This is a genomic window from Streptomyces sp. NPDC054770, assembly GCF_053611985.1.
This window is the reverse complement of the sequence record NZ_JBSHBL010000004.1, coordinates 97,461-123,639: the sequence shown is the minus strand read 5'-3', so window position 1 is coordinate 123,639 and position 26,179 is coordinate 97,461. Positions and strand designations below refer to the sequence as shown.

24 protein-coding genes, 1 pseudogene and 1 riboswitch are annotated in these 26,179 nt (G+C 71.6%); of the genes and pseudogenes, 14 read left to right on the top strand and 11 right to left on the bottom strand.

Features of this window, described 5'->3' with window-relative positions; translation table 11 throughout:
* Nucleotides 1-68: 68 nt before the first annotated feature.
* The 3 genes from ACWGKQ_RS05945 to ACWGKQ_RS05935 are packed head-to-tail and all read right to left on the bottom strand — an operon-like array spanning nt 69 to nt 4,387.
* Nucleotides 69-1,577 (bottom strand): AMP-binding protein, encoded by a 1,509-nt coding sequence (locus ACWGKQ_RS05945; protein ID WP_453290635.1) that lies wholly within the window; start codon nt 1,575-1,577, stop codon nt 69-71.
* Nucleotides 1,574-3,769 (bottom strand): aminodeoxychorismate synthase component I, encoded by a 2,196-nt coding sequence (gene pabB / locus ACWGKQ_RS05940; protein WP_453290634.1) that lies wholly within the window; start codon nt 3,767-3,769, stop codon nt 1,574-1,576. The genes ACWGKQ_RS05945 and pabB overlap by 4 nt, the downstream gene beginning before the upstream one ends.
* Nucleotides 3,770-3,799: 30 nt before the next feature.
* Complete coding sequence (locus ACWGKQ_RS05935; protein ID WP_453290633.1) at nt 3,800-4,387, bottom strand: antibiotic biosynthesis monooxygenase; 588 nt, start codon at nt 4,385-4,387, stop codon at nt 3,800-3,802.
* Nucleotides 4,388-4,659: 272 nt separating this feature from the next.
* On the opposite strand from ACWGKQ_RS05935, the gene ACWGKQ_RS05930 reads away from it, so the two are divergent.
* Nucleotides 4,660-5,385, top strand: coding sequence for a DUF3050 domain-containing protein (locus tag ACWGKQ_RS05930; protein ID WP_453290632.1), 726 nt, complete (start codon nt 4,660-4,662; stop codon nt 5,383-5,385).
* Here ACWGKQ_RS05930 and ACWGKQ_RS05925 read toward each other — a convergent pair.
* A complete protein-coding gene (locus ACWGKQ_RS05925; RefSeq protein ID WP_453290762.1) occupies nt 5,366-6,244 on the bottom strand; it encodes a DMT family transporter in 879 nt (292 codons plus the stop codon). The genes ACWGKQ_RS05930 and ACWGKQ_RS05925 overlap by 20 nt on opposite strands.
* A gap of 143 nt (nt 6,245-6,387) precedes the next feature.
* Nucleotides 6,388-7,326 (bottom strand): annotated as a pseudogene (locus ACWGKQ_RS05920) (hydrolase); the annotation flags it as partial.
* 386 nt (nt 7,327-7,712) lie between these two features.
* Here ACWGKQ_RS05920 and ACWGKQ_RS05915 point away from each other — a divergent pair.
* Together ACWGKQ_RS05915 and ACWGKQ_RS05910 are read left to right on the top strand one after the other, a co-directional pair.
* Entirely contained in the window at nt 7,713-8,354 is a 642-nt protein-coding gene (locus ACWGKQ_RS05915) for a TetR/AcrR family transcriptional regulator (RefSeq protein ID WP_453290631.1), read from the top strand.
* Nucleotides 8,351-8,752 (top strand): hypothetical protein, encoded by a 402-nt coding sequence (locus ACWGKQ_RS05910; protein ID WP_453290630.1) that lies wholly within the window; start codon nt 8,351-8,353, stop codon nt 8,750-8,752. Before ACWGKQ_RS05915 ends, ACWGKQ_RS05910 begins: the two co-directional genes overlap by 4 nt.
* A gap of 53 nt (nt 8,753-8,805) precedes the next feature.
* On the opposite strand, the gene rocD is transcribed toward ACWGKQ_RS05910, so the two are convergent.
* On the bottom strand, nt 8,806-10,011 hold the full coding sequence (rocD, locus tag ACWGKQ_RS05905; RefSeq protein WP_453290629.1) for an ornithine--oxo-acid transaminase: 1,206 nt from the start codon (nt 10,009-10,011) through the stop codon (nt 8,806-8,808).
* A gap of 103 nt (nt 10,012-10,114) precedes the next feature.
* Nucleotides 10,115-10,205: riboswitch (ZMP/ZTP riboswitch) on the top strand.
* A 32-nt stretch (nt 10,206-10,237) separates the two neighbouring features.
* On the opposite strand from rocD, the gene ACWGKQ_RS05900 reads away from it, so the two are divergent.
* The 3 genes from ACWGKQ_RS05900 to ACWGKQ_RS05890 all read left to right on the top strand — a co-directional run bounded on the left by ACWGKQ_RS05900 (nt 10,238) and on the right by ACWGKQ_RS05890 (nt 13,573).
* On the top strand, nt 10,238-11,707 hold the full coding sequence (locus ACWGKQ_RS05900; RefSeq protein ID WP_453290628.1) for a glycine hydroxymethyltransferase: 1,470 nt from the start codon (nt 10,238-10,240) through the stop codon (nt 11,705-11,707).
* A 143-nt stretch (nt 11,708-11,850) separates the two neighbouring features.
* Nucleotides 11,851-12,864, top strand: a complete 1,014-nt coding sequence (gene trpS, locus ACWGKQ_RS05895; RefSeq protein WP_453290627.1) for a tryptophan--tRNA ligase — start codon at nt 11,851-11,853, stop codon at nt 12,862-12,864.
* 130 nt (nt 12,865-12,994) lie between these two features.
* Nucleotides 12,995-13,573: a 2'-5' RNA ligase family protein gene (locus tag ACWGKQ_RS05890; RefSeq protein WP_453290626.1), complete on the top strand. Its 579-nt coding sequence runs from the start codon at nt 12,995-12,997 to the stop codon at nt 13,571-13,573.
* A 97-nt stretch (nt 13,574-13,670) separates the two neighbouring features.
* On the opposite strand, the gene ACWGKQ_RS05885 is transcribed toward ACWGKQ_RS05890, so the two are convergent.
* Nucleotides 13,671-14,426 (bottom strand): decaprenylphospho-beta-D-erythro-pentofuranosid-2-ulose 2-reductase, encoded by a 756-nt coding sequence (locus ACWGKQ_RS05885; protein WP_453290625.1) that lies wholly within the window; start codon nt 14,424-14,426, stop codon nt 13,671-13,673.
* Between the two features lie 25 nt (nt 14,427-14,451).
* A complete protein-coding gene (locus ACWGKQ_RS05880) occupies nt 14,452-15,843 on the bottom strand; it encodes an FAD-binding protein (protein ID WP_453290624.1) in 1,392 nt (463 codons plus the stop codon).
* Nucleotides 15,844-15,993: 150 nt separating this feature from the next.
* Between ACWGKQ_RS05880 and ACWGKQ_RS05875 the strand changes: the two genes are divergently transcribed.
* The 4 genes from ACWGKQ_RS05875 to ACWGKQ_RS05860 are packed head-to-tail and all read left to right on the top strand — an operon-like array spanning nt 15,994 to nt 18,816.
* Nucleotides 15,994-16,491, top strand: a complete 498-nt coding sequence (locus tag ACWGKQ_RS05875; RefSeq protein ID WP_453290623.1) for a phosphatase PAP2 family protein — start codon at nt 15,994-15,996, stop codon at nt 16,489-16,491.
* On the top strand, nt 16,488-17,501 hold the full coding sequence (locus ACWGKQ_RS05870) for a decaprenyl-phosphate phosphoribosyltransferase (protein WP_453290622.1): 1,014 nt from the start codon (nt 16,488-16,490) through the stop codon (nt 17,499-17,501). The genes ACWGKQ_RS05875 and ACWGKQ_RS05870 overlap by 4 nt, the downstream gene beginning before the upstream one ends.
* Entirely contained in the window at nt 17,498-17,923 is a 426-nt protein-coding gene (locus ACWGKQ_RS05865; RefSeq protein ID WP_453290621.1) for a GtrA family protein, read from the top strand. The genes ACWGKQ_RS05870 and ACWGKQ_RS05865 overlap by 4 nt, the downstream gene beginning before the upstream one ends.
* Nucleotides 17,911-18,816: a YihY/virulence factor BrkB family protein gene (locus ACWGKQ_RS05860; protein ID WP_453290620.1), complete on the top strand. Its 906-nt coding sequence runs from the start codon at nt 17,911-17,913 to the stop codon at nt 18,814-18,816. Before ACWGKQ_RS05865 ends, ACWGKQ_RS05860 begins: the two co-directional genes overlap by 13 nt.
* Here ACWGKQ_RS05860 and ACWGKQ_RS05855 read toward each other — a convergent pair.
* The gene (locus ACWGKQ_RS05855; RefSeq protein ID WP_453290619.1) at nt 18,764-20,026 is read right to left on the bottom strand and encodes a D-alanyl-D-alanine carboxypeptidase family protein; all 1,263 of its coding nucleotides are present in this window, start codon (nt 20,024-20,026) and stop codon (nt 18,764-18,766) included. The two genes, ACWGKQ_RS05860 and ACWGKQ_RS05855, sit on opposite strands and share 53 nt — an antisense overlap.
* Nucleotides 20,027-20,231: 205 nt before the next feature.
* Between ACWGKQ_RS05855 and ACWGKQ_RS05850 the strand changes: the two genes are divergently transcribed.
* The 4 genes from ACWGKQ_RS05850 (at nt 20,232) to ACWGKQ_RS05835 (ending at nt 23,949) form a co-directional block, all read left to right on the top strand.
* Nucleotides 20,232-20,471 carry an SCO4848 family membrane protein gene (locus ACWGKQ_RS05850; RefSeq protein ID WP_406439741.1) on the top strand — a complete coding sequence of 80 codons (240 nt, stop codon included), beginning with the start codon at nt 20,232-20,234 and terminating at the stop codon, nt 20,469-20,471.
* A 27-nt stretch (nt 20,472-20,498) separates the two neighbouring features.
* Nucleotides 20,499-21,776 (top strand): metallophosphoesterase, encoded by a 1,278-nt coding sequence (locus tag ACWGKQ_RS05845; protein WP_453290618.1) that lies wholly within the window; start codon nt 20,499-20,501, stop codon nt 21,774-21,776.
* Nucleotides 21,777-22,000: 224 nt separating this feature from the next.
* Nucleotides 22,001-23,542: an ABC transporter substrate-binding protein gene (locus ACWGKQ_RS05840; RefSeq protein WP_453290617.1), complete on the top strand. Its 1,542-nt coding sequence runs from the start codon at nt 22,001-22,003 to the stop codon at nt 23,540-23,542.
* Between the two features lie 5 nt (nt 23,543-23,547).
* Entirely contained in the window at nt 23,548-23,949 is a 402-nt protein-coding gene (locus tag ACWGKQ_RS05835) for an ATP-binding protein (RefSeq protein ID WP_453290616.1), read from the top strand.
* A 106-nt stretch (nt 23,950-24,055) separates the two neighbouring features.
* Here ACWGKQ_RS05835 and ACWGKQ_RS05830 read toward each other — a convergent pair whose 3' ends face one another.
* Together ACWGKQ_RS05830 and ACWGKQ_RS05825 are read right to left on the bottom strand one after the other, a co-directional pair.
* Nucleotides 24,056-25,489, bottom strand: coding sequence for a sensor histidine kinase (locus ACWGKQ_RS05830; RefSeq protein ID WP_453290615.1), 1,434 nt, complete (start codon nt 25,487-25,489; stop codon nt 24,056-24,058).
* Nucleotides 25,486-26,175 (bottom strand): response regulator transcription factor, encoded by a 690-nt coding sequence (locus ACWGKQ_RS05825; RefSeq protein ID WP_453290614.1) that lies wholly within the window; start codon nt 26,173-26,175, stop codon nt 25,486-25,488. The genes ACWGKQ_RS05830 and ACWGKQ_RS05825 overlap by 4 nt, the downstream gene beginning before the upstream one ends.
* Nucleotides 26,176-26,179 lie beyond the last annotated feature (4 nt).

Sequence of the window (26,179 nt, the reverse complement as noted above, 5' to 3'; positions counted from 1 at the left end):
GTGCCTTTCGGTCAGGTCGGTCAGGTCGGTCAGGTCGGTCGGGTCGGTCGGGTCGGTCGGGGCCGGGGTCACCAGGCGCCCCGGCGGACCAGATGGCGGCGGAGTTTCCCGGTCGGGGTGCGGGGCAGGGAGGGCAGCAGGCTGACGCTGCGCGGGACCTTGAAGGCCGCCAGCCGTTGCCCGGCCAGCCGCAGCAGCTCCTCCTGGAGCCCTTCCGGGGCCGGGGTGACGGCGGGGACGACGAAGGCGCGCAGCCGCCCGGTGCCGGTCCCGTCCGGGACCGCCGCGACCGCGACCTCCCGCACCGCCGGATGGGCGCGCAGCACGGCCTCCACCTCCAGCGGGGAGACGGTGATCCCGCCGACCATCTCCATGTCGTCGGTACGGCCCAGGTGCCGGTAGGCGCCGTCGGGTTCGCGGACCGCCCGGTCGTGGGTGGCCAGCCAGCCGCCGACCAGGGTGCGCGCGGTGTCCTCGGGCCGGTTGAGGTAGCCGGGCGTCACCGTCGGCCCGCGCACCCACAGCTCGCCCTCGTGGCCGTCCGGCACCGGGCGCCCGTCCCGGTCGCGCAGCTCCACCTCGAAGCCGGGTACGGGACGCCCGACGGTGCCGGGGTGGTTGTGGCCGAGGCTGTTGGCGCAGAAGGCGTGCCCGGCCTCGGTGGACCCGATCTGCTCCAGGACCGGCGCGCCCAGCAGCTCCGCGACCCGGGCGCCGAGCCCGTCCGGCAGGCCCTCGCCGGCCGACACGGCGGCCCTTACGGAGGCGAAGCACGCCTGGTGCCCGCTGCCCCGGTCGGCGACCAGCGCCGCGTACGCGGACGGCACCGAGTACAGCAGGGTCACCCGGTGCCGGGCGACCAGCTCGTCCACGGCACCGGGCGCCGGACGCCGGTCCACCAGGACCGCACTCGCCCCCGAGAACAGCGGGAAGACGAAGGCGTTCCCGAAGCCGTAGGCGAAGTACAGCTTGGAGACGGACAGGGTGACGTCGTCCGGGGTGATGCCGAGCAGCCGCCGTCCGATGAGGTCGTGGTACGCGGCCGGGTGGGCGTGGGTGTGGACGACCCCCTTGGGTCTGCCCGTCGTCCCGGACGTGTACTGGACGTACAGCGGGCCGTCCGCGTCGACCGGGTGCGCGGGCGCAGGTTCGGCGGCCGGGGCGAGCGCGAGCAGCTGGTCGGCGCCGAGCCGGGCGTGCCTGGCGAAGCGGTCCTCCAGTCCTGGGCCCGTCAGGCAGAGCACCGCCTCCGTGTCGGCGGCCATGAACGCGTGGTCGGCGGCCGGCAGTTCCGGGTTGACCAGGACGGCGACGGCCCCGAGCCGGGCGACCGCGAGGAAGGCCACCACCCAGGCGATCGAGTCGGGCAGCGCGAGCACCACCCGGTCGCCGGGGGCCACGCCCTGTGCGGCCAGGACGGTGGCGGCCCGCGCCCCGAGGTCGTGCACCTCGCCGTGGGTCCAGGCGCGATGGCCCTGGTGGAAGGCGGTGCGGTCGTGCCAGCCGTGCCGTTCGGCGAGGAGGGGCAGCCGTGCGGCGAGGTTCTCGGTGTCCGTGCGGGACAACGGCAGTGTCATCGGGCGGCCTCCTCGACGGCGTCCGCCGCGGCCGACGGGGTGTGCTCCCGCAGCGCCCGCATCTGCGCGGCCGTCTTCAGCAGCATCTCGTCGTACTCGGCGGCCGGGTCGGAGTCCAGGACGATCGCCCCGCCCGCGCCCAGCCGCATCCGGCCGCCGGCCAGCACGGCCGTACGGATGACGATGCTGAGGTCCGCGCCGCCGCTGCACCCGAGGTAGCCGAGCGCCCCCGAGTACACGCCCCGGGCCTCGGTCTCCAGCGCGTCGATGATCTCCATCGTGCGCAGCTTCGGGGCGCCGGTCATCGACCCGCCCGGGAAGCAGGCGCGCACGCAGTCCACGGCGTCCGTCCCGGCCCGCAGCCGTCCGGTCACGGTGGAGACCAGCTGGTGCACGGTCGCGTACGACTCGGTGGCCATGAGGCGGGGGACCCGCACGGTTCCGGTACGGCAGACCCGGCCCAGGTCGTTGCGGAGCAGGTCGACGATCATCAGGTTCTCGGCGCGGGTCTTGGCGTCCGCGGCCAGCGCGTCCCGCAGCCGGTCGTCCTCGAACGGCGTCGCCCCGCGCGGCGCGGTCCCCTTGATGGGCCTGGCCTCGGCCACGCCGTCCCGGGTGATCCGCAGGAACCGCTCCGGCGAGGAACCGGCCACGTCCAGCTCGCCGAAGCGCAGGAAGGCCGCGTACGGCGCCGGGTTGACGCGGCGCAGCTGCCGGTAGAAGGCGTACGGATCGGCCGGGGCGGGCAGCCGGGCCGCGTTGGTCAGGCAGACCTCGTAGCTGGTGCCGGCCCGCAACTCCCGCCCGCAGGCCTCGATGTCGGCGAGGTAGGCCGCCCGGTCGCGCACCAGCCACGGCTCGGCGGCCGCCAGGTCCGGCCCCGCGGCGGCGGGCGGGGCGGGCCGGGGGGTGTTCGGGGCCAGGAAGGTGAGCTGGGCCAGGGTCGTCTCCAGCCACTCCGCGGCGTCCCGTGCGGCCTGCGGGGTGTCCTCCGCCAGGCAGACCGCGTAGGTGACGTCCTCCTCGTGGTCCACGGCGATCAGCCGGTCCGCGAACAGCCAGCAGGCGTCCGGGGTGTCGGCCTGGTGTCGGTTCGGGGAGCCGCAGTCGGCCTTGGTCTCGTAGCCGAAGTAGCCGACGTAGCCGCCGGTGAAGTCGAAGGGCAGCCCGTCCGCGTCCACCCGGCGGCTGCCCAACTGCCGCTTCAGGTAGTCGAAGACGCTCGCGGACACCTTGCGCGGCGGCCGTCCGGCCCGCTCGACCACACACCGGCCGGCCGTGACGTCGTAGCGCACGAACTCGGCGAGCGGGCCGCTGCCGTCGCCCAGGAAGGAGAAGCGCGAGCGGCCCTCTTCGACGAGCGAGCTGTCCAGCCAGAACGCGCGGGGCGCGGCGGCGAAGAGGCGCCCGAAGGCGGCCTCCGTGTCGACGGCACCGGCGATCTTGCGGGTGTGCAGGCGGTACGCGGGCCCTTCGCCGTGGCGGGGGCGGGGGATGGCCGTACCGGACTGGGGCCCGGCCGCGCCAGCCGTGCCTGCCGCGCTCGCCGCGGCCCTCGGCCGGGGGATCGCCGCCTCGGCCGGCGGGACGGCGGTGTTCTTGGTGCGTGCTCTGCGGGCCCGGCGGGCGGTGAGGTTGCGGAAGTTCACCAGCATGCGGTGGCCGTACTCGGTGAGTGCCGACTCCGGGTGGAACTGCACGCCCCACAGCGGCCGTTCGCGGTGCCGCAGCCCCATCAGGACGCCGTCCTCGGCCCAGGCGGTCGCCTCCAGGGCGGCGGGCAGCGGCTCGTGGACCGCGAGGGAGTGGTAGCGGACGGCGGTGAAGCCCTGGGTCAGCCCCTCGAAGAGGTCCCGCCCGTCGTGCCGCACCCGGGTCAGGTGCCCGTGCCTGGGCTGCGGGGCGGGCGCCACCCGGGCGTTCTCCCCGAGCGCGATGCCCTGGTGGCCCAGGCACACCCCGAGCACGGGGACCGTGGCCTCCGCGATCAGCCGGGCGCCGATACCGAAGTCACGGCCGTCGCCCGGATGCCCGGGTCCCGGCGACACCACCACGTTGTCGAACTCCGCGAGAGCGGGCGGTGCCTGCTCGTCATTGCGGATCACCACCGGTTCCTCGCCGTTCACCTCGGCGATCAACTGGAACAGGTTGTAGGTGTACGAGTCGTAATTGTCGATGAGCAGGGTCTTCACCCGCCCACCTCCCTCGGGTCGTTCCCGGGCCTATGCGGCCCGTCGTTTGTGCCGCCCGCGCAGCGCCTGGAGCGGGGGATACAGCCATTTCTTGAAGAAACGCTGTAGTCGCGGCATGAGAATCCACGTGACAAGCGCTGTCACGCAGAGGCAGAGCACCAGGGTGCGAAGGAGCGGATTGACGCCGCCGAGATAGGGCAGCACGATCAGATTGAACAGCAGGACCGGCGGAAACACCGCGCTCATGTTGATGAACCACAGTTTCCATTTCGCCGGCGGGGTGGTCGGCGGCGGTGCGGGCGGCGGCCCGGTCAGCGAGTCGAACCACTCCTTCGACCCCCGTACACTACGGCGCCCGGTGGGCCGGGCGATGCCGTCCGCGCGGGTCTCCCACTGGCCGCGATCTGGGGAGTTCTCCCAGGCCAGCGCCGAGTCCTCGGTGGCGAAGCGATACACGACATGCCATTCCGCCTCCTGGTCGACTAGGACGCCGCCGCCGAGGAACCCCGGCCGGCGGGCGCTCGCGCCCAGCATGGCCCACCCCCAGGAGTGGAAGTCGGCCTCACGACCCGGCATCACGTGATAGGCCACGGTGACGGTGACGGGATTACTGGTCACGGTGTCCTTTACGGAATCGACACAACCCGCGTTCAAAGATTCAACGAGTTTTTCCGGTGTCCGGATCGTTACTTTTTACAGCGCTTTCTGTGCGCTTGCCGTGGTCTGCTGCCGACTACTTCCGGTAACTCCCCCGTAATTCTGGAAAGTGCTTGCCTGGCCGGTCGTGAAAGTTGCAGGATCGCCGTCCCAGAACGAAGGAGGACGCCATGTCGAGGTACGTCTGGAATTTGACCGAAGAGGGTCGACAGGCAATCGATCAGGCGCGTTCCATGATCGAACCTGCGCGAAAAGAAGTGACCTCGCATCCCATTTACCAGCGAATATCGGACCGGGCGCACCTGGCCGTGTTCATGGCCCACCACGCGTTCGCCGTCTGGGACTTCATGTCCCTGCTCAAGTCGCTCCAGCGGGAGCTGACCTGCGTCGACGTCCCCTGGGTGCCCCGCGGCTCCGCGGTGGCCCGCCGGCTCGTCAACGACATCGTGCTGGTGGAGGAGAGCGACGCCCTGAACGGCGGTTTCACCAGCCATTTCGAGCTGTACCGCGCGGCCATGGCCGAGGCGGCGGCCGACACTGCCGCGCTCGACACCTTCATCGCCCTCGTCGCGGAGGGCCACGACGTCCCGGCGGCCCTGCGGGTGGCTCGAGTTCCGGCTCCCGCGGCCGAGTTCGTCCGCACGACCTTCGGCATCATCGCCGACCGCCCGCTGCACTGCCGGGCCGCCGCCTTCGCCTTCTCCCGCGAGGACCTGATCCCGGACATGTTCGACCAGGTCATCAGGGAGGAGGGGACCGACCGCTTCCCGCTCTTCCGGGACTACCTCGCCCGCCACATCGAGGTCGACGGCGAGGAGCACACCCCGATGGCCCTCCAGATGGTCGCCGACCTGTGCGGCACCGACGACCAGCGCTGGCACGAGGCCGTCGACACCGTCCTCGTCGCCCTGGAGGCCAGGTCCCGTCTGTGGGACGGCATCACGGACGCGATGGGCTGACCGGTCCGGCCGCCTCGGTGCCGGTGTCTTCGGGGCCGGTGTCCTCGGTGCCGGGCGCCTCCCCGAAGCGGGCCAGCGCCAGCGCCCCCGCCACGGCCACCGCGAAGCCGAGCACCGCGAGCCAGGTCAGGCCCTCCCGGGTCCGGTCCCCGAGCCATACGACCCCCACCGCCGCCGGGCCGATCGTCTCGCCGACGACCATGCCGGCCGTCGCCGTGGTCACCGAGCCGCGCTGGAGCGCCGAGGTCAGCAGCATGAAGGCGGCGCCGCCGCCGACCAGCAGCGCATAGGTCGCGGGGTTGGTGAACAGCCCGGCCGGCCGCAGGGTGTCGATCAGCCGTACCGACACCTCGACCACCCCGAACCCGAACCCCGCCCCGAGCCCCAGCAGCAGGGCCCGCCCGCGCCCCGACAGCCGCCCGCCGGCCAGGCCGAGCAGCAGGACCCCCACGGCCGTCCCCAGCATCACCCACTTCAGCGTCGTCGACCCGGCCCGGTCCCCCTCCGGCCCCGACGCCAGCCCCAGCATCGCGAGCCCCGCGCACACCACCCCCACCGCGGCCCACTCCACCCCGCTCAGCCGCACCCGCAGCAGCCGTGCCGCGACCACCGCCGTCACCGCGAGGCTCGACGCCAGGGCCGCGCTCACCGCGTAGATGGGCAGCGACCGCAGCGCGAGGATCTGGAACACGAACCCGAGCCCGTCCAGCCCCAGTCCGACGACATACCGCCACTGCCGCACGGCCCGCAGCAGCAGCGCGGCCTCCCCGCCGGTGCCGTCACCGGCCGCCCGCGCGGCCATCGCCTGCAGGACCGTCGCCGTACCGAAGCAGATCGCGGCCGCGAGGGCGCACACCATTCCAAAGAGCACAAAGGGACTGTAGGGGAGCGGAGCATGCCGTGATCGGGAGGGGAGTAAGAAGCGGGCCCGGGGCGACCCCGGACCCGCTCCTTCCCCTTGCGCCCCCGTGTCTCCGGGGAGCTCGGGCCCCTCGGAGGTCAGCTCGCGCCGGCCAGCCAGGCGGTGGCGTTGAGGGCGAGGGCGGCGTTGGTGGCGCCGGTGTCGTTCCAGCCGTCGTACAGGGTGTTGCCGGACTGGCCGGTGCCGTCGTCGATCGGGGAGCTGTCGCCCCAGAAGGCGACCCGGCCGCTGCCGAAGGTGCTGGTGGCGAAGAACGCGCCGGTGTTGCCGGAGTAACCGCTGCGGTACACCAGGCCCTTGACGTTCGCGTTGTCGGAGGGCTTGAGCGTCGCCGTCGTCCCGTCGGCGATCAGGCTCTTGGTGACCGTGCCGAAGCCGCCGTGCAGCACCGCGTTGCTGCTGTCGCTGATGGCCTTCGGGTAGCCGGAGCTGATGTCCAGCGAGTCGATCGAGAAGCCGAACGGGTCGGTCGAGTCGACGCTGTTGTTGGTCATCAGGTCGTTGAGGATCTCCAGCGCGTCGTAGCCGTCGTTGTTGCGGTCGGCGCCGGTGTGGTCGGAGATCATGAAGAGACCGCCGCCGGCCTTCACGAAGTTCATGATCGCCGTCTTCTCGGCGGTGGTGAACTTGGTGTTGGGCTCGGGCAGCACCAGCGCGTCGAACTTCGACAGGTCGGTCGTCGACGAACCCCCGTACGTGAGGGCGCTCGTGGCGGTCTTCAGGCTGTAGTCACCGGTCTTCTGCAGGGCGATGCCCCACGACGACAGCGCGCCGGTCCAGTCCTTGTCGGAGGACGGGGAGGAGTCCTGGGCGAGCGGGTCGGGCTTGCTGGTGGAGACGATCCAGTCCGCGTTGCCGGCCTCCTCGGCGTGGCCGTCGTCGAACAGGACGCGGTACGTGGTGGCCGCACGGGCGGGGGTCGCGGCGCTGGTGGCCTGGACGGCGGCACCGGCCGCGATCAGACCGAGCACGGCCAGGGCCGTGGTGAGTTCGCGGCGCGGGGTGGCGAAGCCGGGCATCTGTCATTCCTCCATCGGTGGGGGGTGCGAGAGGGATGGCGGTGCGGGTGGTGCGTCGTGGGTCGCTCTGCGCGCGTAGAAAGATGCGTGGAGGGACCCGTGGAGAGAAATGCGGTTCTGCCGGTAGGACGTGTTCTGCGCGCGTAGAGTCCGAAGTTGATCGTTCATCCACGGGCAGTTGGACGGTACCGGCGGGACTCGGTGCGCCGACAGGAGCCCCGGCCGCTTCACATGATTTTCTTACCTGTGCATGACAACTCTGCGATCCCTCGGTGTCGATCATGGCCGGATTCGGACTCTTGTCCGGCGCCTCCGGTGGTCGCTACTTTTTGAGCAGTCGCTCAATCCAGTTGCTCAATCCAGTCGGTCAATCGAAGGGGCGCGGTGTGGCCAGAGCCGGAGGGAAGAGGTCGGTCGAGCCGTCCGGGAACGCCAGTTCGGCGGCGACGCGAGCGGCGCTGGTCGCGGCGGCTGCCGACGCACTGCGCGAGGTGGGTTTCGCCGGGGCCAGCGCGCGGGAGATCGCCCGGCGCGCCGACTGCCAGCAGTCGCTGGTCTTCTATCACTTCGGTTCGGTGGCCAAGCTGCACCTGGCGGCCCTGGACCAGGTCAGCGGTGCGCGCAACGCGCGCTACCAGGCGATGGTCGACGAGTCCAAGAGCATCGGCGACCTGGTCCGGGCCGCCAGGGCGGTCTTCGACGAGGACCTGGACCAGGGGCACGTGACCGTACTCGTCGAGATGATCGCCGCCGCCCAGTTCACCCCCGAACTCCGCCCGGAGGTCGCCGCCCGGATCCGTCCGTGGCGCACCTTCGCCGCCGACAGCGTCCGCGAGGCACTCGCGGGCTCTCCCGCCGCCCGGCTGATGCCCCCCGAAGAACTCGCGCACGCGATCGTCGCCCTGTACCTGGGCCTGGAGATGCTCGCCAACCTCGAAGAGGAACGCGAGCCCGCACTGGCCCTGTTCGACCGTGCCGGGAAGATCGCTTCCCTCCTGGACATCTTCAAACGGAAGAAGAAGACATGACCGGCAACAGACGCGCCTGGCTGCTCTTCACCGGATGGCTCCTGACCGGAGCCTGCTACCTGCTCGCCCTCCTCACCGCGCTGTCGGTCGGGATCTTCGTCCTGCCGGTCGCCGTGGCCGGCACCGTCGCGCTGGCCACGCGCCGGGACACCCGGCGGGGCCTGCCCGGCCTGCTGTCGGGTGCGAGCCTGCCCCTGTTCCTGCTCGCCTACCTCAACCGGCACGGCCCCGGCACCTACTGCACCAGCTCGGCCACCAGCAGCAGTTGCACCGACGGCCTGCTCGACCCGTGGCTCCTGCTCGCCGCCGGCCTGCTCGTCCTCGTCGCCGGACCCGTGCTGTTCCTCAGGGCTCGGCGACAGCCGGTGAACAGCCCCGCGCCGAGCGTCTCCGAGTAGTCCGCCGAGCGCTGCGCTGGTTGTGCGGTTCGTCCGTTCGTCCACAGATCCGCTCAGGCGCTCAGCACCCCCCACAACTGCTCGATCCCCCACTCCAGGTCCTCCTCCGCCACCACCAGCGGCGGCGCGATCCGCACCGTCGCTCCGTGCGTGTCCTTCACCAGCACCCCCCGCTCCATCAGCCGCTCCGAGACCACCCGTCCCGAGCCCACCCCCGGGTCCACGTCCACCCCCGCCCACAGCCCCCGCCCCCGCACCGCCGTCACCCGGCCGCTCCCGGCCATCTCCGCCAGCCGGCGGTGCAGCAGTTCCCCCAGCTCGGCCGCCCGCTCCTGGAACTCCCCGGTCCGCAGCATCGCGAGCACCTCAAGACCCACCGCACAGGCCAGCGGGTTCCCCCCGAAGGTCGACCCGTGCTCGCCGGGCCGGAACACCCCGAGCACCTCCGCGTTCGCGACCACCGCCGACACCGGCAGCACCCCGCCCCCCAGCGCCTTCCCGAGGACGTACACATCCGGTACGACGCCCTCGTGCTCGCACGCGAAGGTCCGCCCGGTCCGCCCCAGCCCCGACTGGATCTCGTCCGCGACGAACAGCACCTCCCGCTCCCGGGTCAGCTCCCGCACCCCCGCCAGATAGCCCTCCGGCGGCACCACGACCCCCGACTCGCCCTGGATCGGCTCCAGCAGCACCGCCACCGTGTTCTCGGTCAGCGCGGCCCGCATGGCGGTCAGGTCCCCGTACGGCACGATCTGGAAGCCGGGCGTGTACGGACCGAAGTCCGCCCGGGCCTCCGGATCCGTGGAGAAGCTGATCACGGTCGTCGTACGCCCGTGGAAGTTCCCGCCCGCGACCACCACCTTCGCCATCTCGGCCGGCACCCCCTTCACCCGGTAGCCCCACTTCCGGGCCGTCTTCACCGCCGTCTCCACCGCCTCCACCCCGGTGTTCATCGGCAGCACCATCTCCATCCCGCACAGCTCGGCGAGCTCCGTGCAGAACGCGGCGAACCGGTCGTGGTGGAAGGCCCGCGACGTCAGCGTCACCCGCTCCAGCTGCGCCTTCGCCGCCGCGACCAGGCGCGGGTGGCCGTGCCCGAAGTTCAGCGCCGAGTAGCCGGCCAGGAAGTCCAGGTACCGGCGCCCCTCGACATCCGTCATCCAGGCGCCGTCGGCCGTCGCGATCACCACCGGCAGCGGGTGGTAGATGGGCGCGCTGTGCGCGTCGGCGGCGGCGATGAGGGCTTCCGTAGTGGTCACGGCGACTCCAGGGGGCGCGGCGGAATGATCCCTTTCCTACCCTCTGCCCCTGCCCGACTGGTGGACGCCACGGCCCCCGGGCCCGGCGTGCCCGGTAATGTGACCTGCGGGCCGTGACTGGCGCGCTGGGATGGGACCGACCATCGGGGAGCGGCCCGTGTTGTGACCGAGTGCCGTGCGCCTGGGCCGAACCGTGAATGCCGAACGCCATGTCCGGAGGTCCTGAATGTCCGACAAGTCCGTGTCCGACACGTCCGCGCCCCTGTCCACCGAGTCCACCGCCTACCGCGCCGCCCTCGACGTGATCCGCGCGGTCGAGCCGCGGGTCGCCGACGCCATCGGCCAGGAGGTCGCCGACCAGCGCGAGATGCTCAAGCTGATCGCCTCCGAGAACTACGCCTCCCCGGCGACCCTGCTCGCCATGGGCAACTGGTTCAGCGACAAGTACGCCGAGGGCACCATCGGCCGCCGCTTCTACGCCGGCTGCCGCAACGTCGACACCGTCGAGGGGCTCGCCGCCGAGCACGCCCGCGAGCTGTTCGGCGCGCAGCACGCCTACGTCCAGCCGCACTCCGGCATCGACGCCAACCTGGTCGCCTTCTGGGCCGTCCTCGCCGACCGCGTCGAGGTCCCCTTCCTCCAGAAGACCGGCGCCCGCCAGGTCAACGACCTCTCCGAGGCCGACTGGGCCGAGCTGCGGCAGGCCTTCGGCAACCAGCGGATGCTCGGCATGTCCCTGGACGCCGGCGGCCACCTCACCCACGGCTTCCGCCCCAACATCTCCGGCAAGATGTTCGACCAGCGCTCGTACGGCACCGACCCGGCCACCGGCCTGATCGACTACGACGCGCTGCGCGCCCAGGCCCGCGACTTCAAGCCGCTGATCATCGTCGCCGGCTACTCCGCGTACCCCCGTCTGGTGAACTTCCGGATCATGCGCGAGATCGCCGACGAGGTCGGCGCGACCCTCATGGTCGACATGGCGCACTTCGCGGGCCTGGTCGCCGGCAAGGTCCTGACCGGCGACTTCGACCCGGTCCCGCACGCCCAGATCGTCACCACCACCACCCACAAGTCGCTGCGCGGCCCGCGCGGCGGCATGGTCCTGTGCGACGACTCCCTCAGGGACCAGGTCGACCGCGGCTGCCCGATGGTCCTCGGCGGCCCGCTCCCGCACGTCATGGCCGCCAAGGCCGTCGCCCTCGCCGAGGCCCGGCAGCCCGCCTTCCAGGACTACGCCCAGCGCATCGTCGACAACTCGCGTGCGCTCGCCGAGGGCCTGATGCGCCGGGGCGCCACCCTGGTCACCGGCGGCACCGACAACCACCTCAACCTGATCGACGTCGAGACGTCGTACGGCCTCACCGGCCGCCAGGCCGAGACGGCCCTGCTCGACTCCGGCATCGTCACCAACCGCAACGCGATCCCCGCCGACCCGAACGGCGCCTGGTACACCTCCGGCATCCGCATCGGCACCCCCGCCCTCACCACCCGAGGCCTGGGCACCGCCGAGATGGACGAGGTCGCGGCCCTGATCGACCGCGTCCTGACCGCCACCGAGCCGGGCACGACGAAGTCCGGCGCTCCGTCGAAGGCCTCCCACGTCCTGGACGAGAAGGTGTCGACGGAGATCGCCCAGCGCGCGACGGACCTGGTGGCGGGCTTCCCGCTGTACCCGGAGATCGACCTCGGCTGATCACCGCCGTAAGGGGCAGCGCCCCGTCAGGGGCGCGGGGAACTGCGCGGTCGGCCCCCACCGGCCCGCAGTCCCCCGCGCCCCGAAACCACCCCACCCCTCATGGGCCCACCACCCCCTCCCCCTCTGAGAGAATGGTGAGCATGGCCTCTGACCGACCCCGCGTGCTCTCCGGCATCCAGCCCACCGCCGGCTCGTTCCACCTGGGCAACTACCTCGGCGCCGTCCGCCAGTGGGTAGCCCTCCAGGAGTCCCACGACGCCTTCTACATGGTCGTGGACCTGCACGCGATCACGGTCCCGCAGGACCCCGCCGACCTGCGCGCCAACACCCGGCTCGCCGCCGCCCAGCTGCTCGCCGCCGGCCTGGACGCGGACCGCTGCACCCTCTTCGTGCAGAGCCACGTCCCCGAGCACGCCCAGCTCGCCTGGGTCATGAACTGCCTCACCGGCTTCGGCGAGGCCAGCCGGATGACCCAGTTCAAGGACAAGGCCGCCAAGCAGGGCGCGGACCGCGCCAGCGTCGGCCTGTTCACGTACCCGATCCTCCAGGTCGCCGACATCCTGCTCTACCAGGCCAACGAGGTGCCGGTCGGCGAGGACCAGCGCCAGCACGTCGAGCTCACCCGCGACCTCGCCGAGCGCTTCAACGGCCGCTTCGGCGAGACGTTCACGATCCCCAAGCCGTACATCCTCAAGGAGACGGCGAAGATCTACGACCTCCAGGACCCGTCGATCAAGATGAGCAAGTCGGCGTCCACGCCGAAGGGCCTCATCAACCTCCTCGACGACCCGAAGGCGACCGCGAAGAAGGTCAAGAGCGCGGTCACCGACACGGACACCGTGATCCGCTACGACGTCCAGAACAAGCCGGGCGTCTCCAACCTCCTCACCATCCACTCCACCCTCACCGGCAAGTCGATCGCCGAGCTGGAGCAGGAGTACGAGGGCAAGATGTACGGCGCGCTCAAGACGGACCTCGCCGAGATCATGGTCGACTTCGTCACCCCGTTCCGGGAGCGCACCGAGCAGTACCTGGACGACTCGGAGACCCTCGACTCGATCCTCGCCAAGGGCGCGGAGAAGGCCCGGGCCGTCGCGGCCGAGACCCTGGCCCAGGCCTACGACAGAGTCGGTTTCCTGCCCGCCAAGCACTGAGCGAAGCGAAGCGCTGCACATCACTTCGGCCACGGCTGCCCGGGAGGCGGCCGTGGCCGTACAGTCGATAGCCGGACGCCCGGGTACGAACCCGACATGCGTCCGCCCACCACGACCGACGGGAGATGACGTGGGGACCGTAACGATCGGCGTGTCGATCGCGGTCCCGGAGCCTCATGGCAGCCTGCTCCAGGAGCGGCGCGCGGGCTTCGGCGACCCCGCGGCCCATGGCATCCCCACGCACGTCACGCTGCTGCCGCCGACGGAGATCGCCGAGGGGGAGCTCGCCGCCGTTGAGGCCCACCTGAGCGAGGTCGCCGCGGTGGGGCGGCCGTTCCCGATGCGGCTGTGCGGTACGGGGACGTTCCGGCCGCTGTCGCCGGTGGTGTACGTCCGGGTGGTCCAGGGCGCGGACGACTGCGCGTGGCTTCAACAGCGGGTCCGGGACGAGGCGGGGCCGCTCGACCGGGAGTTGCAGTTCCCGTACCACCCGCATGTGACCGTCGCCCACGGGATCGACGAGGCCGCGATGGACCGGGCGTTCGCCGAGCTTGCCGACTACGAGGCAGCGTGGCCCTGTACGGGGTTCGCGTTGTACGAGCAGGGCGCGGACGGCGTGTGGCGGAAGCTGCGTGACTACGTCTTCGGGGGCTCTGTCGTGCCGCCTCAGGTGGGGCATGTGGAGCGGGGGAGTATCGCCAGTCGGTAGCTGCGGGTTGTGTGTGGTTGCTCGCGCCCACGCGGCGGCAGCCGCATATCGACTACAGCCCCGCGCCCCTGGAGGGGCGCGTTCTAGCGGGCCGGGATCAGATCGGCAACCTCCGGAAGACCGACCGCGGCGCGTGCCTCAGTGCCGACATCACCACCCTCAGTGCCCCCGGTACCCACACCACCTCCGAGCGCCTGCGCAGGCCCACCTCGATGGCCGTCGCCACCGCCTCCGGGGTCGTGGCGAGCGGAGCTTCCTCCAGGTCCCTGGTCATCTTCGAGCGCACGAACCCCGGGCGTACGACCATGACGTGCACGCCCGTGCCGTGCAGGGCGTCGCCCAGGCCCTGCGTGAACACGTCCAGGCCCGCCTTGCTGGAGCCGTAGATGAAGTTGGAGCGGCGGGCGCGTTCGCCGGCGACCGAGGAGAGGACCACCAGGGAGCCGTGACCCTGGCTCTGCAGGGCCCGTGCGCTGACCAGGCCCGCCGAGACGGCGCCGGTGTAGTTGGTCTGGGCGACGCGTACGGCGTTCACCGGTTCGCGTTCGTCGGTCGCCTGGTCGCCGAGGATGCCGAAGGCGAGCAGGACCAGGTCGACGTCGCCGTTGGCGAACACCTTGCCGAGGGCCGCCTCGTGGGACTCGGGGTCGAGCGCGTCGAAGGGCACGGTGTGCACGTCGGGGCCGAGGGCGCGCAGCTGCTCGGCGGCCTGTTCCAGGGCGGGGGAGGGGCGGCCCGCCAGCCAGACCGTGCGGGTGCGGCGGGCGATCAGCCGGCGCGCGGTGGCCAGCGCGATCTCGGACGTGCCGCCGAGGACGAGCAGGGACTGGGGCATTCCGAAGGCGTCCTTCACGGCAACTCCTGAGGCTGGAGGGGGTCTAGAGACCTAGGCGGCGGGACAGGTCGGAGACGAAGACCCCGTGCGGGTCCAACTCGGCCCGCAGGGAACGGAAGTCGCCGAGGCGGGGGTACATCGCCGTGAGCAGCTCGGGGCGCAGCCGGGCGTCCTTGGCGAGGTAGACGCGGCCGCCGGCGCCCGCGACCTCCTCGTCCAGTTCGTCGAGGAAGGCGGAGAGACCGGGCAGCGCGGCGGGGATGTCGAGGGCGAGGGTCCAGCCGGGCACCGGGAAGGAGAGCCAGCCGGGGTCGGCGTCGCCGAAGCGTTTGAGGACGGCCAGGAAGGACGGGCAGCGGCGCTCGGAGATGCGGGCCACGATCCGGCGCAGGGCGTCCTCCTGGCCGTGGCCGACGGCGAACTGGTACTGGACGAAGCCGGCCCGGCCGTAGACGCGGTTCCAGTGCGGGACGCCGTCCAGGGGGTGGAAGAAGGAGGAGATGCGCTGGAGTTGGCCGACGCGGGCACGGGGCGCCTTGCGGAACCAGAGCTCGTTGAAGAGGCCCACGGTGCTGCGGCCCAGGAGGCCGTCGGGGACGAAGTCGGGGGCGGCCGGGAGGGTGCGGGGGCGGAAGGCGAGGGGCGCGCGCCCGGCGCGGGTGCCGGCGTCGAGCGCCTCCCTGGGTGCGTGGTCGCCGCGCGTGAGCACCGCGCGGCCGGTCGCCGCCCCGCGCGCGAGCAGGTCGATCCAGGCGACCGAGTAGCGGTAGCGGTGGTCGGTGGCGGTCAGGCGGGCCATCAGGTCGTCGAGGTCGGCGGCGCGTTCGGTGTCGACGGACATGTACGACGTCTCGACGGGGAGGAGGCGGACGGTCGCCGTGAGGATCACTCCGGTCAGACCCATGCCGCCGGCCGTCGCGTCGAACAGCGGGGTGCCGCGGCTCACCGTGCGGACCTGGCCGTCGGCGGTGAGGAGTTCGAAGGACAGCACGTGACGGGAGAACGATCCCGAGACATGGTGGTTCTTGCCGTGGATGTCGGCGCCGATCGCGCCGCCCACCGTCACCTGGCGGGTCCCCGGGGTCACCGGGACGAACCAGCCGAGCGGCAGCAGCACCTCCATCAGGCGGTGCAACGAGACCCCGGCGTCGCACAGCACGGTGCCGCCGTCGGCGTCGATGGCGTGGATGCGGTCCAGGCCCGTCATGTCGAGCACGGCACCCCCGGCGTTCTGCGCCGCGTCGCCGTAGGCCCGCCCCAGGCCCCGCGCGATACCGCCGCGCGCCCCGCAGTCGCGGATCGCGTCCGCCGCCTCCTGGTAGGTCCGGGGACGGATCAGTCGGGCGGCGGTGGGGGCGGTGCGGCCCCAGCCGGTGACGGAGACGGTGGTCTCGGGCGCGGCGGGACCTGCGGGCCGTTCAGGCTTTCCAGGCATGGGGACGACCGTATCGCTGCCGTATGGGTGTTATGGGAGCTATGGGGGATTGGTTACGGAAGATCACCCGACTCCTCGAAACGGGTGATTATCCGAATGTCGATCAATATGGTCGTAGCTTTGGCGGGGTGAAGGTGAACAGTGAGTCCAATGGACGACATGGACCACCGGATCCTCTCCGCACTGCACGCCTGCGGCACCGATCCACGCGTCGCGTCGGCCGCGCGCGGTCTCTCCCTCGCCGGTGAGCACGGCGCGCTCTGGCTCGCGGCGGGCCTCGCCGGGGCCGCCGTGGACGGCGCGCGGCGCGGCGCCTGGTTGCGTGGCACGGCGCTCGTCGCGGGCGCGCACCTCGGCAGCATCGGCGTCAAACGGATCGTGCGCCGGGCGCGCCCCACGCACGTCGCGCACCGGGTGCCCACCACGGGCCTCCACTCCTTCCCGAGCTCGCACGCCACCTCCGCCACGGCCGCCGCCGTCGCCTTCGGGGCGCTCGGCGTGCCCGCCCTCGCCCCCCTCGCGGCCGCCATGTGCCTGTCCCGGCTGGTCGTCGGCGTGCACTTCCCGACGGACGTGGCGGCGGGCGCGGCCCTGGGGGCGCTCACGGCCCGGGCCGGGGCGCGCTGGATGAGCGGAGGTGTGGCGTGACCGAGACCGCGCATGCCGCGGAGGGGGTGGCCGAGGGGCGGGCCGAGGGGACTGCTGAAACGACTCTGCATGGGCAGCGCGCCCACTCCGCCCGGCCGTCCGCGCCGGCCCGGGCCCGCGTCACCCTCCCCGGCGTACTCCTCGGCCTGCTGCGGACCACCCGCCCCAAGCAGTGGGTCAAGAACACCCTCGTCATCGCCGCCCCGGCCGCCGCAGGACGGCTCTTCGCGGTGCCCGCGCTCGCCCGCCTCGCCCTGGTCTTCGCCCTCTTCACCGCCTGCGCCGCCGCCGTCTACCTGATCAACGACGCCCGGGACGCCGAGGCCGACCGCGCCCACCCCGTCAAGTGCCGCCGCCCGGTCGCCGCCGGGCAGGTCCCGGTCCCCGTCGCCTACGCCGTGGGAGGCGCCCTCGCGGTCCTGGGCCCCCTGCTCGCGGTCCGGCTGACCCCGCCCCTGGTCCCCGCCCTCCTGATCGCCTACCTGGGCATGCAACTGGCGTACTGCGTCGCCCTGAAGCACGTCCTGGTCGTCGACCTCGTCGTCGTCACCACCGGCTTCCTGCTGCGGGCGATGATCGGCGGGGTCGCCCTCGGCATCCCGCTGTCCCGCTGGTTCCTGATCACCACCGGCTTCGGCGCGCTCTTCATGGTGTCGGCCAAGCGCTACTCCGAGGCCGTGCAGATGGCCGGGAAGGCGGGCGCCACCCGCGCCCTGCTCACCGAGTACACCACCGGCTACCTCCGCTTCGTCTGGCAGCTGGCCGCCGGGGTCGCCGTCCTCGCCTACTGCCTGTGGGCCCTGGAGGGCCGCGACGGACCCGCCGCCGGCCTGCTGCCCTGGCGCCAGCTGTCCATGGTCGCCTTCATCCTGGCGATCCTGCGGTACGCCGTCTTCGCCGACCGCGGCACCGCCGGCGAACCCGAGGACGTCGTCCTGCGCGACCGCGCCCTCGCCCTGATCGGCCTGGCCTGGCTGGCGATGTACGGCCTCGCGGTGGCCCACTGGTGAGCACGGACCGGCGTGAGCTGATCGGCTTCGCGACCGCCGGCCTGCTCGCCTACGCCGCCGACCTCGGCCTCTTCAGCTGGCTGCGCGGACCGGCCGCCCTCGACCCGCTCACCGCCAAGTCCCTGTCCTTCGTGGCGGGATGCACGGTCGCCTACCTCGGCAACGCCCGCGGCACCTACCGGCACGCGCGGGCGACCGGGGTCCGCCCCTACGCCGTCTTCGTCGCCGTGAACCTCGCCGGCGCCCTGGTCCAGTTGCTCTGCCTCGCCGTCAGCCACTACGGTCTCGGCCTCACCTCACAGCGCGCCGACACCGTCTCCGGGGCGGTCGTCGGGATGGCGCTGGCCACGGTCCTGCGCTTCTGGGGTACCCGTACATTGGTGTTCCGCGGAGGGGGCAGAGTCGGATCATGGACTGGCTGAGAAGACTTCCGGTCGTCGGCCCCCTGGTGGGCTGGCTCATGACCACACACGTGTGGCGGTCGTACGAGCGGCTCGACCGGGTGAAGTGGTCCCGGCTGGCCGCCGCCATGACCTTCATCAGCTTCATCTCGATCTTCCCGCTGCTGACCGTGGGCGCCGCGATCGGGGCCGCCACGCTGAGCGAGTCCCGGCAGAAGGACCTCCAGAACAAGATCGCCGACCAGGTGCCCGGCATCTCCGACCAGCTCGACATCCACTCCCTGGTCCAGAACGCCGGCACGGTCGGGCTCATCGCCGGTGCCGTCCTGCTGTTCACCGGCATCAACTGGGTCGGCCAGATGCGGGACTGCCTGCGCGCGGTGTGGCAGCTGCCCGACAAGGACCAGAACCCGATCCTCGCCAAGGCCAAGGACGGTGTGATCCTGATCGGCTTCGGCGGCGCGGTGCTCGTCACGCTCGCCGTGTCCACGATCGCCTCGGCGGCGGTCGGCTGGGTGGCCGGGCAACTCGGCATCGCCGAACACAGCTGGGGCAGCCTCCTGCTCCGTACCATCGCCTTCGTCGTCGCCGTGACCGCCGACTTCCTGCTCCTGCTCTACGTCCTCACCCTGCTGCCCGGCGTCGAACCGCCGCGCCGCCGCCTGCTGGTCGCGGCCTTGATCGGCGCGGTCGGCTTCGAACTCCTCAAACTGCTGCTCAGCGGCTACATGCAGGGCATCGCCGGAAAGAGCATGTACGGCGCGTTCGGCGTCCCGGTGGCCCTGCTGCTGTGGATCAACTTCACGGCGAAAATAGTGCTGTTCTGCGCCGCCTGGACGGCGGAGGAGAGCGGCAACGGGGTCAGGGACGAGTCCGCCGACGCACCAGCTCCGGCAGCGGCCAACGGCGGTTGACCAGGAACACCGCGCCCATCAGCAGCACCAGCGCCCCGCCCGCGATCGCCAGCGCGACCCCGATCCCGCCGGAGCCCTGTGCGGAGGCGGCGGCCACCGGCTTCGAACTCGCGCCGGCGTCCTTCCCGACGGCGGTGGCCGACGGCTGGGCACTGGCACCCACGGCCCCCTTGGGCGGCACCAGCTCACCCACCGGCGTCACCTTGCCGGCCGCCTGGAAGCCCCAGTCGAACAGCTTGGCGGTCTCCTTGTAGACCTCGTTGTGCTGCTTGTTCTCCGGGTTCATCGCGGTGACCAGGAGCACCCGGCCGTTCCGCTCGGCGACCCCGGTGAAGGTGGCGCCCGCGTTGGTGGTGTTGCCGTTCTTCACCCCGGCGATGCCCTGGTACACCGGGACGTCGGTGTCACCGCTCAGCAGCCGGTTGGTGTTCTGGATCTCGAAGGACCCGCGGACCGACTTGCCCTTCGCGTTCTTCGTCGTGTCGCCCGGGAAACTGGCCCGCACGGTCGAGCAGTACTCCCGGAAGTCCGCCTTCTGCAGCCCGGAACGCGCGAACAGCGACAGGTCGTACGCCGACGACACCTGCCCCGGCTGGTCGTAGCCGTCCGGGCTCACCACATGGGTGTCCAGCGCCTGCAGCTCGTCCGCGTGGTCCTGCATGTCCCGGACGGTCTGCTCGACCCCGCCGTTCATCGCGGACAGCACATGCACGGCGTCGTTGCCGGAACGCAGGAACACCCCGAGCCAGAGGTCGCGGACCGTGTAGGTCTGGCCCTCCTTTATCCCCACCAGGCTGGAACCGGCGCCCATGCCCGCGAGATCGGTCGGCACCACCTTGTGCGGGGTCGACTTCGGGAACCGCGGCAGCACGGTGTCCGCGAACAGCATCTTCAGAGTGCTCGCCGGGGGCAGCCGCCAGTGCGCGTTGTGCGCGGCGAGCACCTCGCCCGACTCGGCGTCGGAGACGATCCAGGAACGCGCCGTGATGTCCTTCGGCAGCACCGGCACCCCGGCGGCCAGGTTCACCTGGGTACCGGGCTGCCCGAGCCGGGTACCGCCGACCGTCGACATGCCCGCCGGGGGAGTGGCCGACGGGGTCGTGGACGGGGTCGGCGCGGCGAGCGCGGCCGGCGCGGTGAGCGACAGGGACAGCAGGGCGGCGGAGGTGACCAGCAGAACGCGACTGGCCTTCGGTTTCGGAGCGGGCACGGACGAGAACGTACCCGTCCCAAAGGCCGAAGTCCCGTCACCGACCCCACCCCGGAACCGGAACCGGACAGCCGCCGGAGATACTGAACGCATGCTGTGCTCACCCGGGGGGCGCGGCGGCTCTTTGTCGCTGCGCGACGGGCCGGACCCCCGGCCGGTTCGGTCGGCTGTGGGCGCCCGGCGTGGTGACGAAAGGTCTGTCTCTGTGAAACTCAGCCGTCCGGTCTCCTGGTTCCTGCTCGTGTTCGGGGTGTGGAGCTGGTTCATCTGGATCACTTTCGTCAAGAACCTCGTCAAGGACGGCAGCGGGCTCGCCTTCGACAACGGCCATCCCACGGCGTACTTCTGGATCCACCTGACGCTGGCCGTCGTGTCCTTCGTATTGGGGACGGTCATCGGGGTCATCGGGTTGCGCGGAGTCCGCGCACTGCGCCACACGTCATAGCAACGGCACCGGAAGAGGCACGGCACGGTGATCATCGTCTTCGGGCTCCTCGCCCTGGCCGTGGTGACGGCGCTGTACTGGTACCTGTGGCGCCGCCTGGTGCGCGACACGACCACGGGGCGGGGATGGCCCCGCCGGATCGGCACGGCCGTGTTCGTCGTCGGCCCGGTACTGATGTTCGCGGCCCTGTTCGCAGAGGTGGGCCACGCCCCGTTCCTCCTCCAGCGCACCCTCGCCTGGCCGGGCTTTCTGTGGATGGTCCTGTCCCTGTACCTGCTGCTGGCGGTGGCGGCGGGAGAGGCGCTGAGACCGCTACTGAGCCGCCTTCTGAAACGCCGGGACGCTGAGCGCCCCGTCAGGGGCGCGGGGAACTGCGCGCCCAGCCCCCACGACGCGCCACTGTCCCCACCCACCGAACCACCCCTGAAACAACTCACCCGCACCGAAAGTCCCGCCCTCACCCCCACCCTCACCCCCGCACCCTCCCGCCGCCTCTTCGTCTCCCGGGTAATCGGCGGCGCAGCCGCCACCGCCGCCACAGCCACCGTCGGCTACGGCACCTACGGCGTCCTGCGCGGCCCGCGCGTGAAACGCGTCACCGTCCCGCTGGCCAAACTCCCCCGCGCCGCCCACGGTTACCGCATCGCCGTCGTGAGCGACATCCACCTCGGCCCCATCCTCGGCCGCGGCTTCGCGCAGCGGGTCGTCGACACGATCAACGCCACCCAGCCCGACCTGATCGCGGTGGTCGGCGACCTGGTCGACGGCAGCGTGCAGGACCTCGGCCCCGCCGCGGCCCCCCTGGCCCAGCTCTCCGCACGCCACGGCAGCTACTTCGTCACCGGCAACCACGAGTACTTCTCCGGTGCCCGGCAGTGGGTCGAGGAGGTCCGGACCCTGGGTCTGCACCCCCTGGAGAACGCCCGCACCGAACTGGCCGGTTTCGACCTCGCCGGAGTGAACGACATCGCCGGCGAAAGCACAGGCCAGGGCCCCGATTTCGACCGTGCCCTGGCCGGCCGCGACCCCGCCCGCGCCTGCGTGCTCCTCGCCCACCAGCCCGTCCAGATCCACGAGGCCGTCCGGCACCACGTCGACCTCCAGCTCTCCGGCCACACCCACGGCGGCCAGCTCTGGCCGGGCAACTTCATCGCGGCGGCGGCCAACCCGACCGTCGCCGGTCTGGACCGCTACGGCGACACCCAGCTCTATGTCTCCCGGGGGGCCGGCGCCTGGGGCCCGCCCACCCGGGTGGGCGCCCCGTCGGACATCACGGTCATCGAACTCGCGTCGAAACAGGCCTGACCGAAACCGCCTCGCACTCGCTGTGGAGGAGCTGTGAAATCCGGGGGAAACAAGCCCTCGGTAAGTTCTTCCTCATCTAGTCAGATCACTCTTCCCCCACATGAAACACCTGTGATTAGGTGAGCCGCGTCACTTAGGGGAGTGGCACTTGTGGAGGGCCTGGGTAGGGCCCGGACGGACCCGTGCTGGTCCTGGGGAGGGCACCGACCGTGCGATCTGTTCGCATGCGGATTCTCGTGACACTTGTCGTTCTGGCGGTCGTGGGAATCGGCGGCTGGCAGTTGCTGCCGTCGCAGCAGAACAAGAACAAGACGATCACCGTCGGCACGACCGACGCCGTCACCTCGCTCGACCCGGCCGGCGCCTACGACGCCGGTTCCTGGGCGCTGTTCAACAACGTCTTCCAGACACTGTTGACGTTCGAGCCCGGCGGTGTCCAGCCGGTCCCGGACGCCGCCCAGAGCTGTGCGTTCACGGACTCCGGCCTCCGGACGTACCGCTGCGTGGTGCGCGACGGAATCAGCTTCCCGAGCGGCCGGGCGATGACCGCCGAGGACGTGAAGTACTCCTTCGACCGGGTCAAGAAGATCAACTCGGATGTCGGCCCGGCCTCCCTGCTCTCGACGCTCGGTTCGGTGACCGCCTCCGGCAAGACCGTCACCTTCCACCTGTCGTCCCCGGACGCGACGTTCCCGTTCAAGCTGGCCACCGGCGCCGGCGCGATCGTCGACAAGGACAAGTACCCGGCGGACAAGCTGCGCACCGACAACGCGGTGGACGGCACCGGCCCGTACACCCTGGCGTCGTACACGAAGGACAAGCAGGCGACCCTGCGGCCCAACGGCAACTACAAGGGCGAGCTGAGCGGCACCGGCCGCCCGATCGAACTGCGCTACTACGCCGACTCGGCCAAGCTCGCCAGTGCGTACAAGGCCAAGCAGGTCGACGTGGCGACCCGGACGCTGCCGCCCGGCATGGTCTCCAAGCTCTCGCCGAGCGACCCCGACCAGCGCGTCCTGGAGTCGGACAGCTCCGAGACCCGCAACCTGTACCTGAACACCCGCAAGAACTCGCCCCTGCACGACGTACTGGTCCGCCGGGCCATCGCCTGGCTGGTCAACCGCGAGGAGCTGGCCTCGACCGTGTACGACGGCACGGTGGAGCCGCTGTACTCGCTGATCCCGAGCGGTCTCACCGGCCACACCACGTCCTTCTTCGACATCTACCCGACCCAGAGCGTCGCCAAGGCGAAGGCGCTCCTGACGGAGGCCGGCGTCAGCACCCCCGTCACGTTCTCCTTCGGCTACGGCATCGGCCACGGCGCGGGAGCCGAGGAGGCCGCCGCGCTGAAGAAGCAGCTGGAGGCGGGCGGCCTGTTCAAGGTCGACGTCAAGGGGTACGAGTGGACCGACTTCCAGAAGTCGTGGGCCCAGGGGAAGATGGACGCCTGGGCGGTCGGCTGGGTCGCCGACTACCCCGACCCGGACACCTTCGGTGCCTCCCTGGTCGGCAGCGACTCCGTGATGAGCACCGGCTACAGCAACAAGGCCGTCGACCACCTCCTCCAGAACAGCCAGCAGTACGCCGACCGCAGCCGGGCCGAGCAGGACTTCCGCACCGTCCAGACGGACGTGGCGGACGACGTCCCGCTGATCCCGCTGTGGCAGCGCACCGACTACGTCCTCAGCAGCGAGGACGTGGGCGGGGCGCAGTACCTCACGGACAGCACGGGCGTGTTCCGCCTGTGGAGCCTCAACTGGATCTGACGGGCGTGCTGAGACGCAACGCCTTCCGGCTCCCCCGGCACCCGGCCTCGGTCGGCCTGGCCCGGCACCGGGTCCGGGACCACCTGGCCGCCTGGGGGCACGGCCCGGACGCCCCGGCGGTCGGCGACGCCCTGCTCCTCGTCTCCGAACTCGCCACCAACGTCGTCCGCCACGGTCCCTTGCGAGAACGGGAGTTCGAGGTGGCGGTGACCGCCCTGGCCGACGGCTCCTGCCTGATAGAGGTCTCGGACGAGGGCCGCGTAGAGCCCAGGCTGCGGATCGTGAGGGACGACGACGAGACGGGCCGGGGCCTGCATCTGGTCGAGACGGTCGCGGCGGCGTGGGGGGTGTGGAGCAGAGGGAGCCACGGCAAGACCGTCTGGGCGTTGATCTCGGTCGACCCGTAGCTATTCGCGGCTGCGGCGCCGTCGTGGTTGCTCGCGCAGTTCCCCGCGCCCCTGAAAGAAGGGCGTTGCACTGCGCGACCAGCCACAACGCACCCGCACCCGAAACTCAGACACAGCGCAACGTCACCGTCACCGCCAGCCCCTCCCCAGGCGCCGTCCGCACGCACACCTCACCCCCGTGCGCCTCCACCACCCCCTGCACGATCGCCATCCCCAGCCCGCTCCCCTCCGCGCTCCCCACCCGGAAGAACCGGTCGAAGATCCGCCCCGCGTCCTCTTCCCCCAGCCCCGGCCCCTCGTCGGCCACGCACACCCGCACCACCCCGTCCGCCCGCTCCACCCCCAACCGCACGGCGGCGTCACAGGGCGTATGGATCCGCACGTTGGCCATCAGGTTCCCCAGCACCTGCCGCAGCCCCGACTCGTCCGCCCGCACCAGTACCGCCCCGTCGGCCTCCACGGCCACCGGCCGCCCCGGCTGCTGCGCCCGCAGGTCCTCCGCCGCGTCCCGCACCAGCCGGCTCACGTCGACGTTCCGGAACCGGATCTCCGGCCGCTGGTCGAGCCGCGCGAGCAGCAGCAGTTCGTCCACCAGGCGGCCCATCCGGTCCACCTCCCCGTGCATCCGGCCCCAGGCCCGCCGCCGCTCCCCGGGATCGCTCAGCATCCCCTTGTCGTACAGCTGGAGATAGCCCCTGATGGCGGCCAGCGGCGTCCGCAGCTCGTGCGAGGCGTCGCCGACGAACCGGCGCAGCTGGGCCGCGCTGCGCTCACGGGTCCGGTAGGCGGTCTCCACCTGGTGCAGCATGGCGTTGAGGGCGAGCCGCAGCTGCTCGACCTCCTCCGTCGGATGCTGGCTGGAGGGCACCCGCCGGGTCAGGTCGCCCTCGGCGATCGCCGACGAGGTCTCCACCATGTCCTCCAGCGGCCGCAGCCGTTGCCGCACGCTGTACATGGTCAGGCAGCACAGCAGCGCGAGCAGCAGCGTGCCGACCGCGAAGTCCAGCCTGAGCGCCTTGGCTATGCCCTGGTGCAGCAGCTCGGTCGAGTCGGCCAGCAGGATGTAGGGGCCGTCGGCGAGCCGGGTCGCCGTCACCCGGTAGGTCGCCCCGTGCACGTCGATGTCGTGCGGGTCGGGCGCGGTGGCGAGGGCGCGCGGGTCGGACACGGCGGCCGCGAGGGAGCGCTGGGCCTCGGTCGGTTTCATGCCGAGGACGGAGATCGCGTCGCCCTTGGCGTCGATGACCGTGAAGATCGAGTCCGGGGTCGGGTCGGACTCGGTGGGGGTGATCCGGTCGCGGATCACGCCGAGCGCGCCCAGCGAGTCCACCTGCCGCAGTGTCAGTTTCGAACTCCCCAGCGACGTACGCATCTTGAGCAGCTCGGAGTCCACCTGGTCGAGCAGGTACAGCCGCATGCCCATGATGCTCACGGTGGTCGCCACCACGATGCCGACGGCGAGCAGCCCCACGTTGGCCAGGGTGAGCTTGCCGCGCAGCGAGTGCAGTCCGTGCCGGTGCCGGCGCTTGCCGAGGCTCATGTCAGGCCGTATCCGACACCCCGCCGGGTGGTGATCACCGGCGCTCCCAGGGCGTCGAGCTTGCGCCGCAGATAGCTGATGTAGGTCTCCACGACGGTCGACTCGGACGGTACGTGCTCGTACTGCCAGACGTGCTTGAGCAGTTGCTCCTTCGGCACGATCCGGCCGCCGTTGCGCACCAGGAAGCGCAGCAGCGCGTACTCGGTCGGGGTCAGCTCGACCGTGCGGCCGGCGCGGTGCACCGAGTACGTCGTCTCGTCCAGCTCCAGGTCGCCGTAGCGCAGCGGCGGGTGCTGCTGGATGACGTCGGCCGGGCGGGTGCGGCGCAGTACGGCGCCGATCCGGGCGACGACCTCGTCGATGTTGAACGGCTTGGTGATGTAGTCGTCGCCGTAGCCGAGCGCCCCGACTATCTCCGCCGGGGCGTCCCGCGCGGTGAGGAACACCAGCGCCAGGTCCGGCCGCCGGGCGCGCAGTTCACGGCCCAGGGCGCGGCCGTCGCCGTCCGGCAGCATCACGTCGAGCAGGGCCGCGTCGGGCCGGGTGCGCTCGGCCAGCGCGAGGGCGTCGCGGACCGTACCGGCCGTCATCACCTCGAACCGGTGGTAGCGCAGGGCGATGGCGAGGACGTCCGCGATGCTCGGCTCGTCCTCCACGATCAGCACGGTGCTGCCTGGAGCCGTCATGCCC

Bases quoted from the DNA above. Each gene is read 5' to 3' on its own strand.
- ACWGKQ_RS05945 (WP_453290635.1), bottom strand. From the start codon at position 1,577: ATGACACTGCCGTTGTCCCGCACGGACACCGAGAACCTCGCCGCACGG.
- ACWGKQ_RS05930 (WP_453290632.1), top strand. From the start codon at position 4,660: ATGATCGAACCTGCGCGAAAAGAAGTGACCTCGCATCCCATTTACCAG.
- ACWGKQ_RS05925 (WP_453290762.1), bottom strand. From the start codon at position 6,244: ATGGTGTGCGCCCTCGCGGCCGCGATCTGCTTCGGTACGGCGACGGTC.
- ACWGKQ_RS05910 (WP_453290630.1), top strand. From the start codon at position 8,351: ATGACCGGCAACAGACGCGCCTGGCTGCTCTTCACCGGATGGCTCCTG.
- ACWGKQ_RS05900 (WP_453290628.1), top strand. From the start codon at position 10,238: ATGTCCGACAAGTCCGTGTCCGACACGTCCGCGCCCCTGTCCACCGAG.
- trpS (WP_453290627.1), top strand. From the start codon at position 11,851: ATGGCCTCTGACCGACCCCGCGTGCTCTCCGGCATCCAGCCCACCGCC.
- ACWGKQ_RS05880 (WP_453290624.1), bottom strand. From the start codon at position 15,843: ATGCCTGGAAAGCCTGAACGGCCCGCAGGTCCCGCCGCGCCCGAGACC.
- ACWGKQ_RS05875 (WP_453290623.1), top strand. From the start codon at position 15,994: ATGGACGACATGGACCACCGGATCCTCTCCGCACTGCACGCCTGCGGC.
- ACWGKQ_RS05860 (WP_453290620.1), top strand. From the start codon at position 17,911: ATGGACTGGCTGAGAAGACTTCCGGTCGTCGGCCCCCTGGTGGGCTGG.
- ACWGKQ_RS05840 (WP_453290617.1), top strand. From the start codon at position 22,001: ATGCGGATTCTCGTGACACTTGTCGTTCTGGCGGTCGTGGGAATCGGC.
- ACWGKQ_RS05830 (WP_453290615.1), bottom strand. From the start codon at position 25,489: ATGAGCCTCGGCAAGCGCCGGCACCGGCACGGACTGCACTCGCTGCGC.
- ACWGKQ_RS05825 (WP_453290614.1), bottom strand. From the start codon at position 26,175: ATGACGGCTCCAGGCAGCACCGTGCTGATCGTGGAGGACGAGCCGAGC.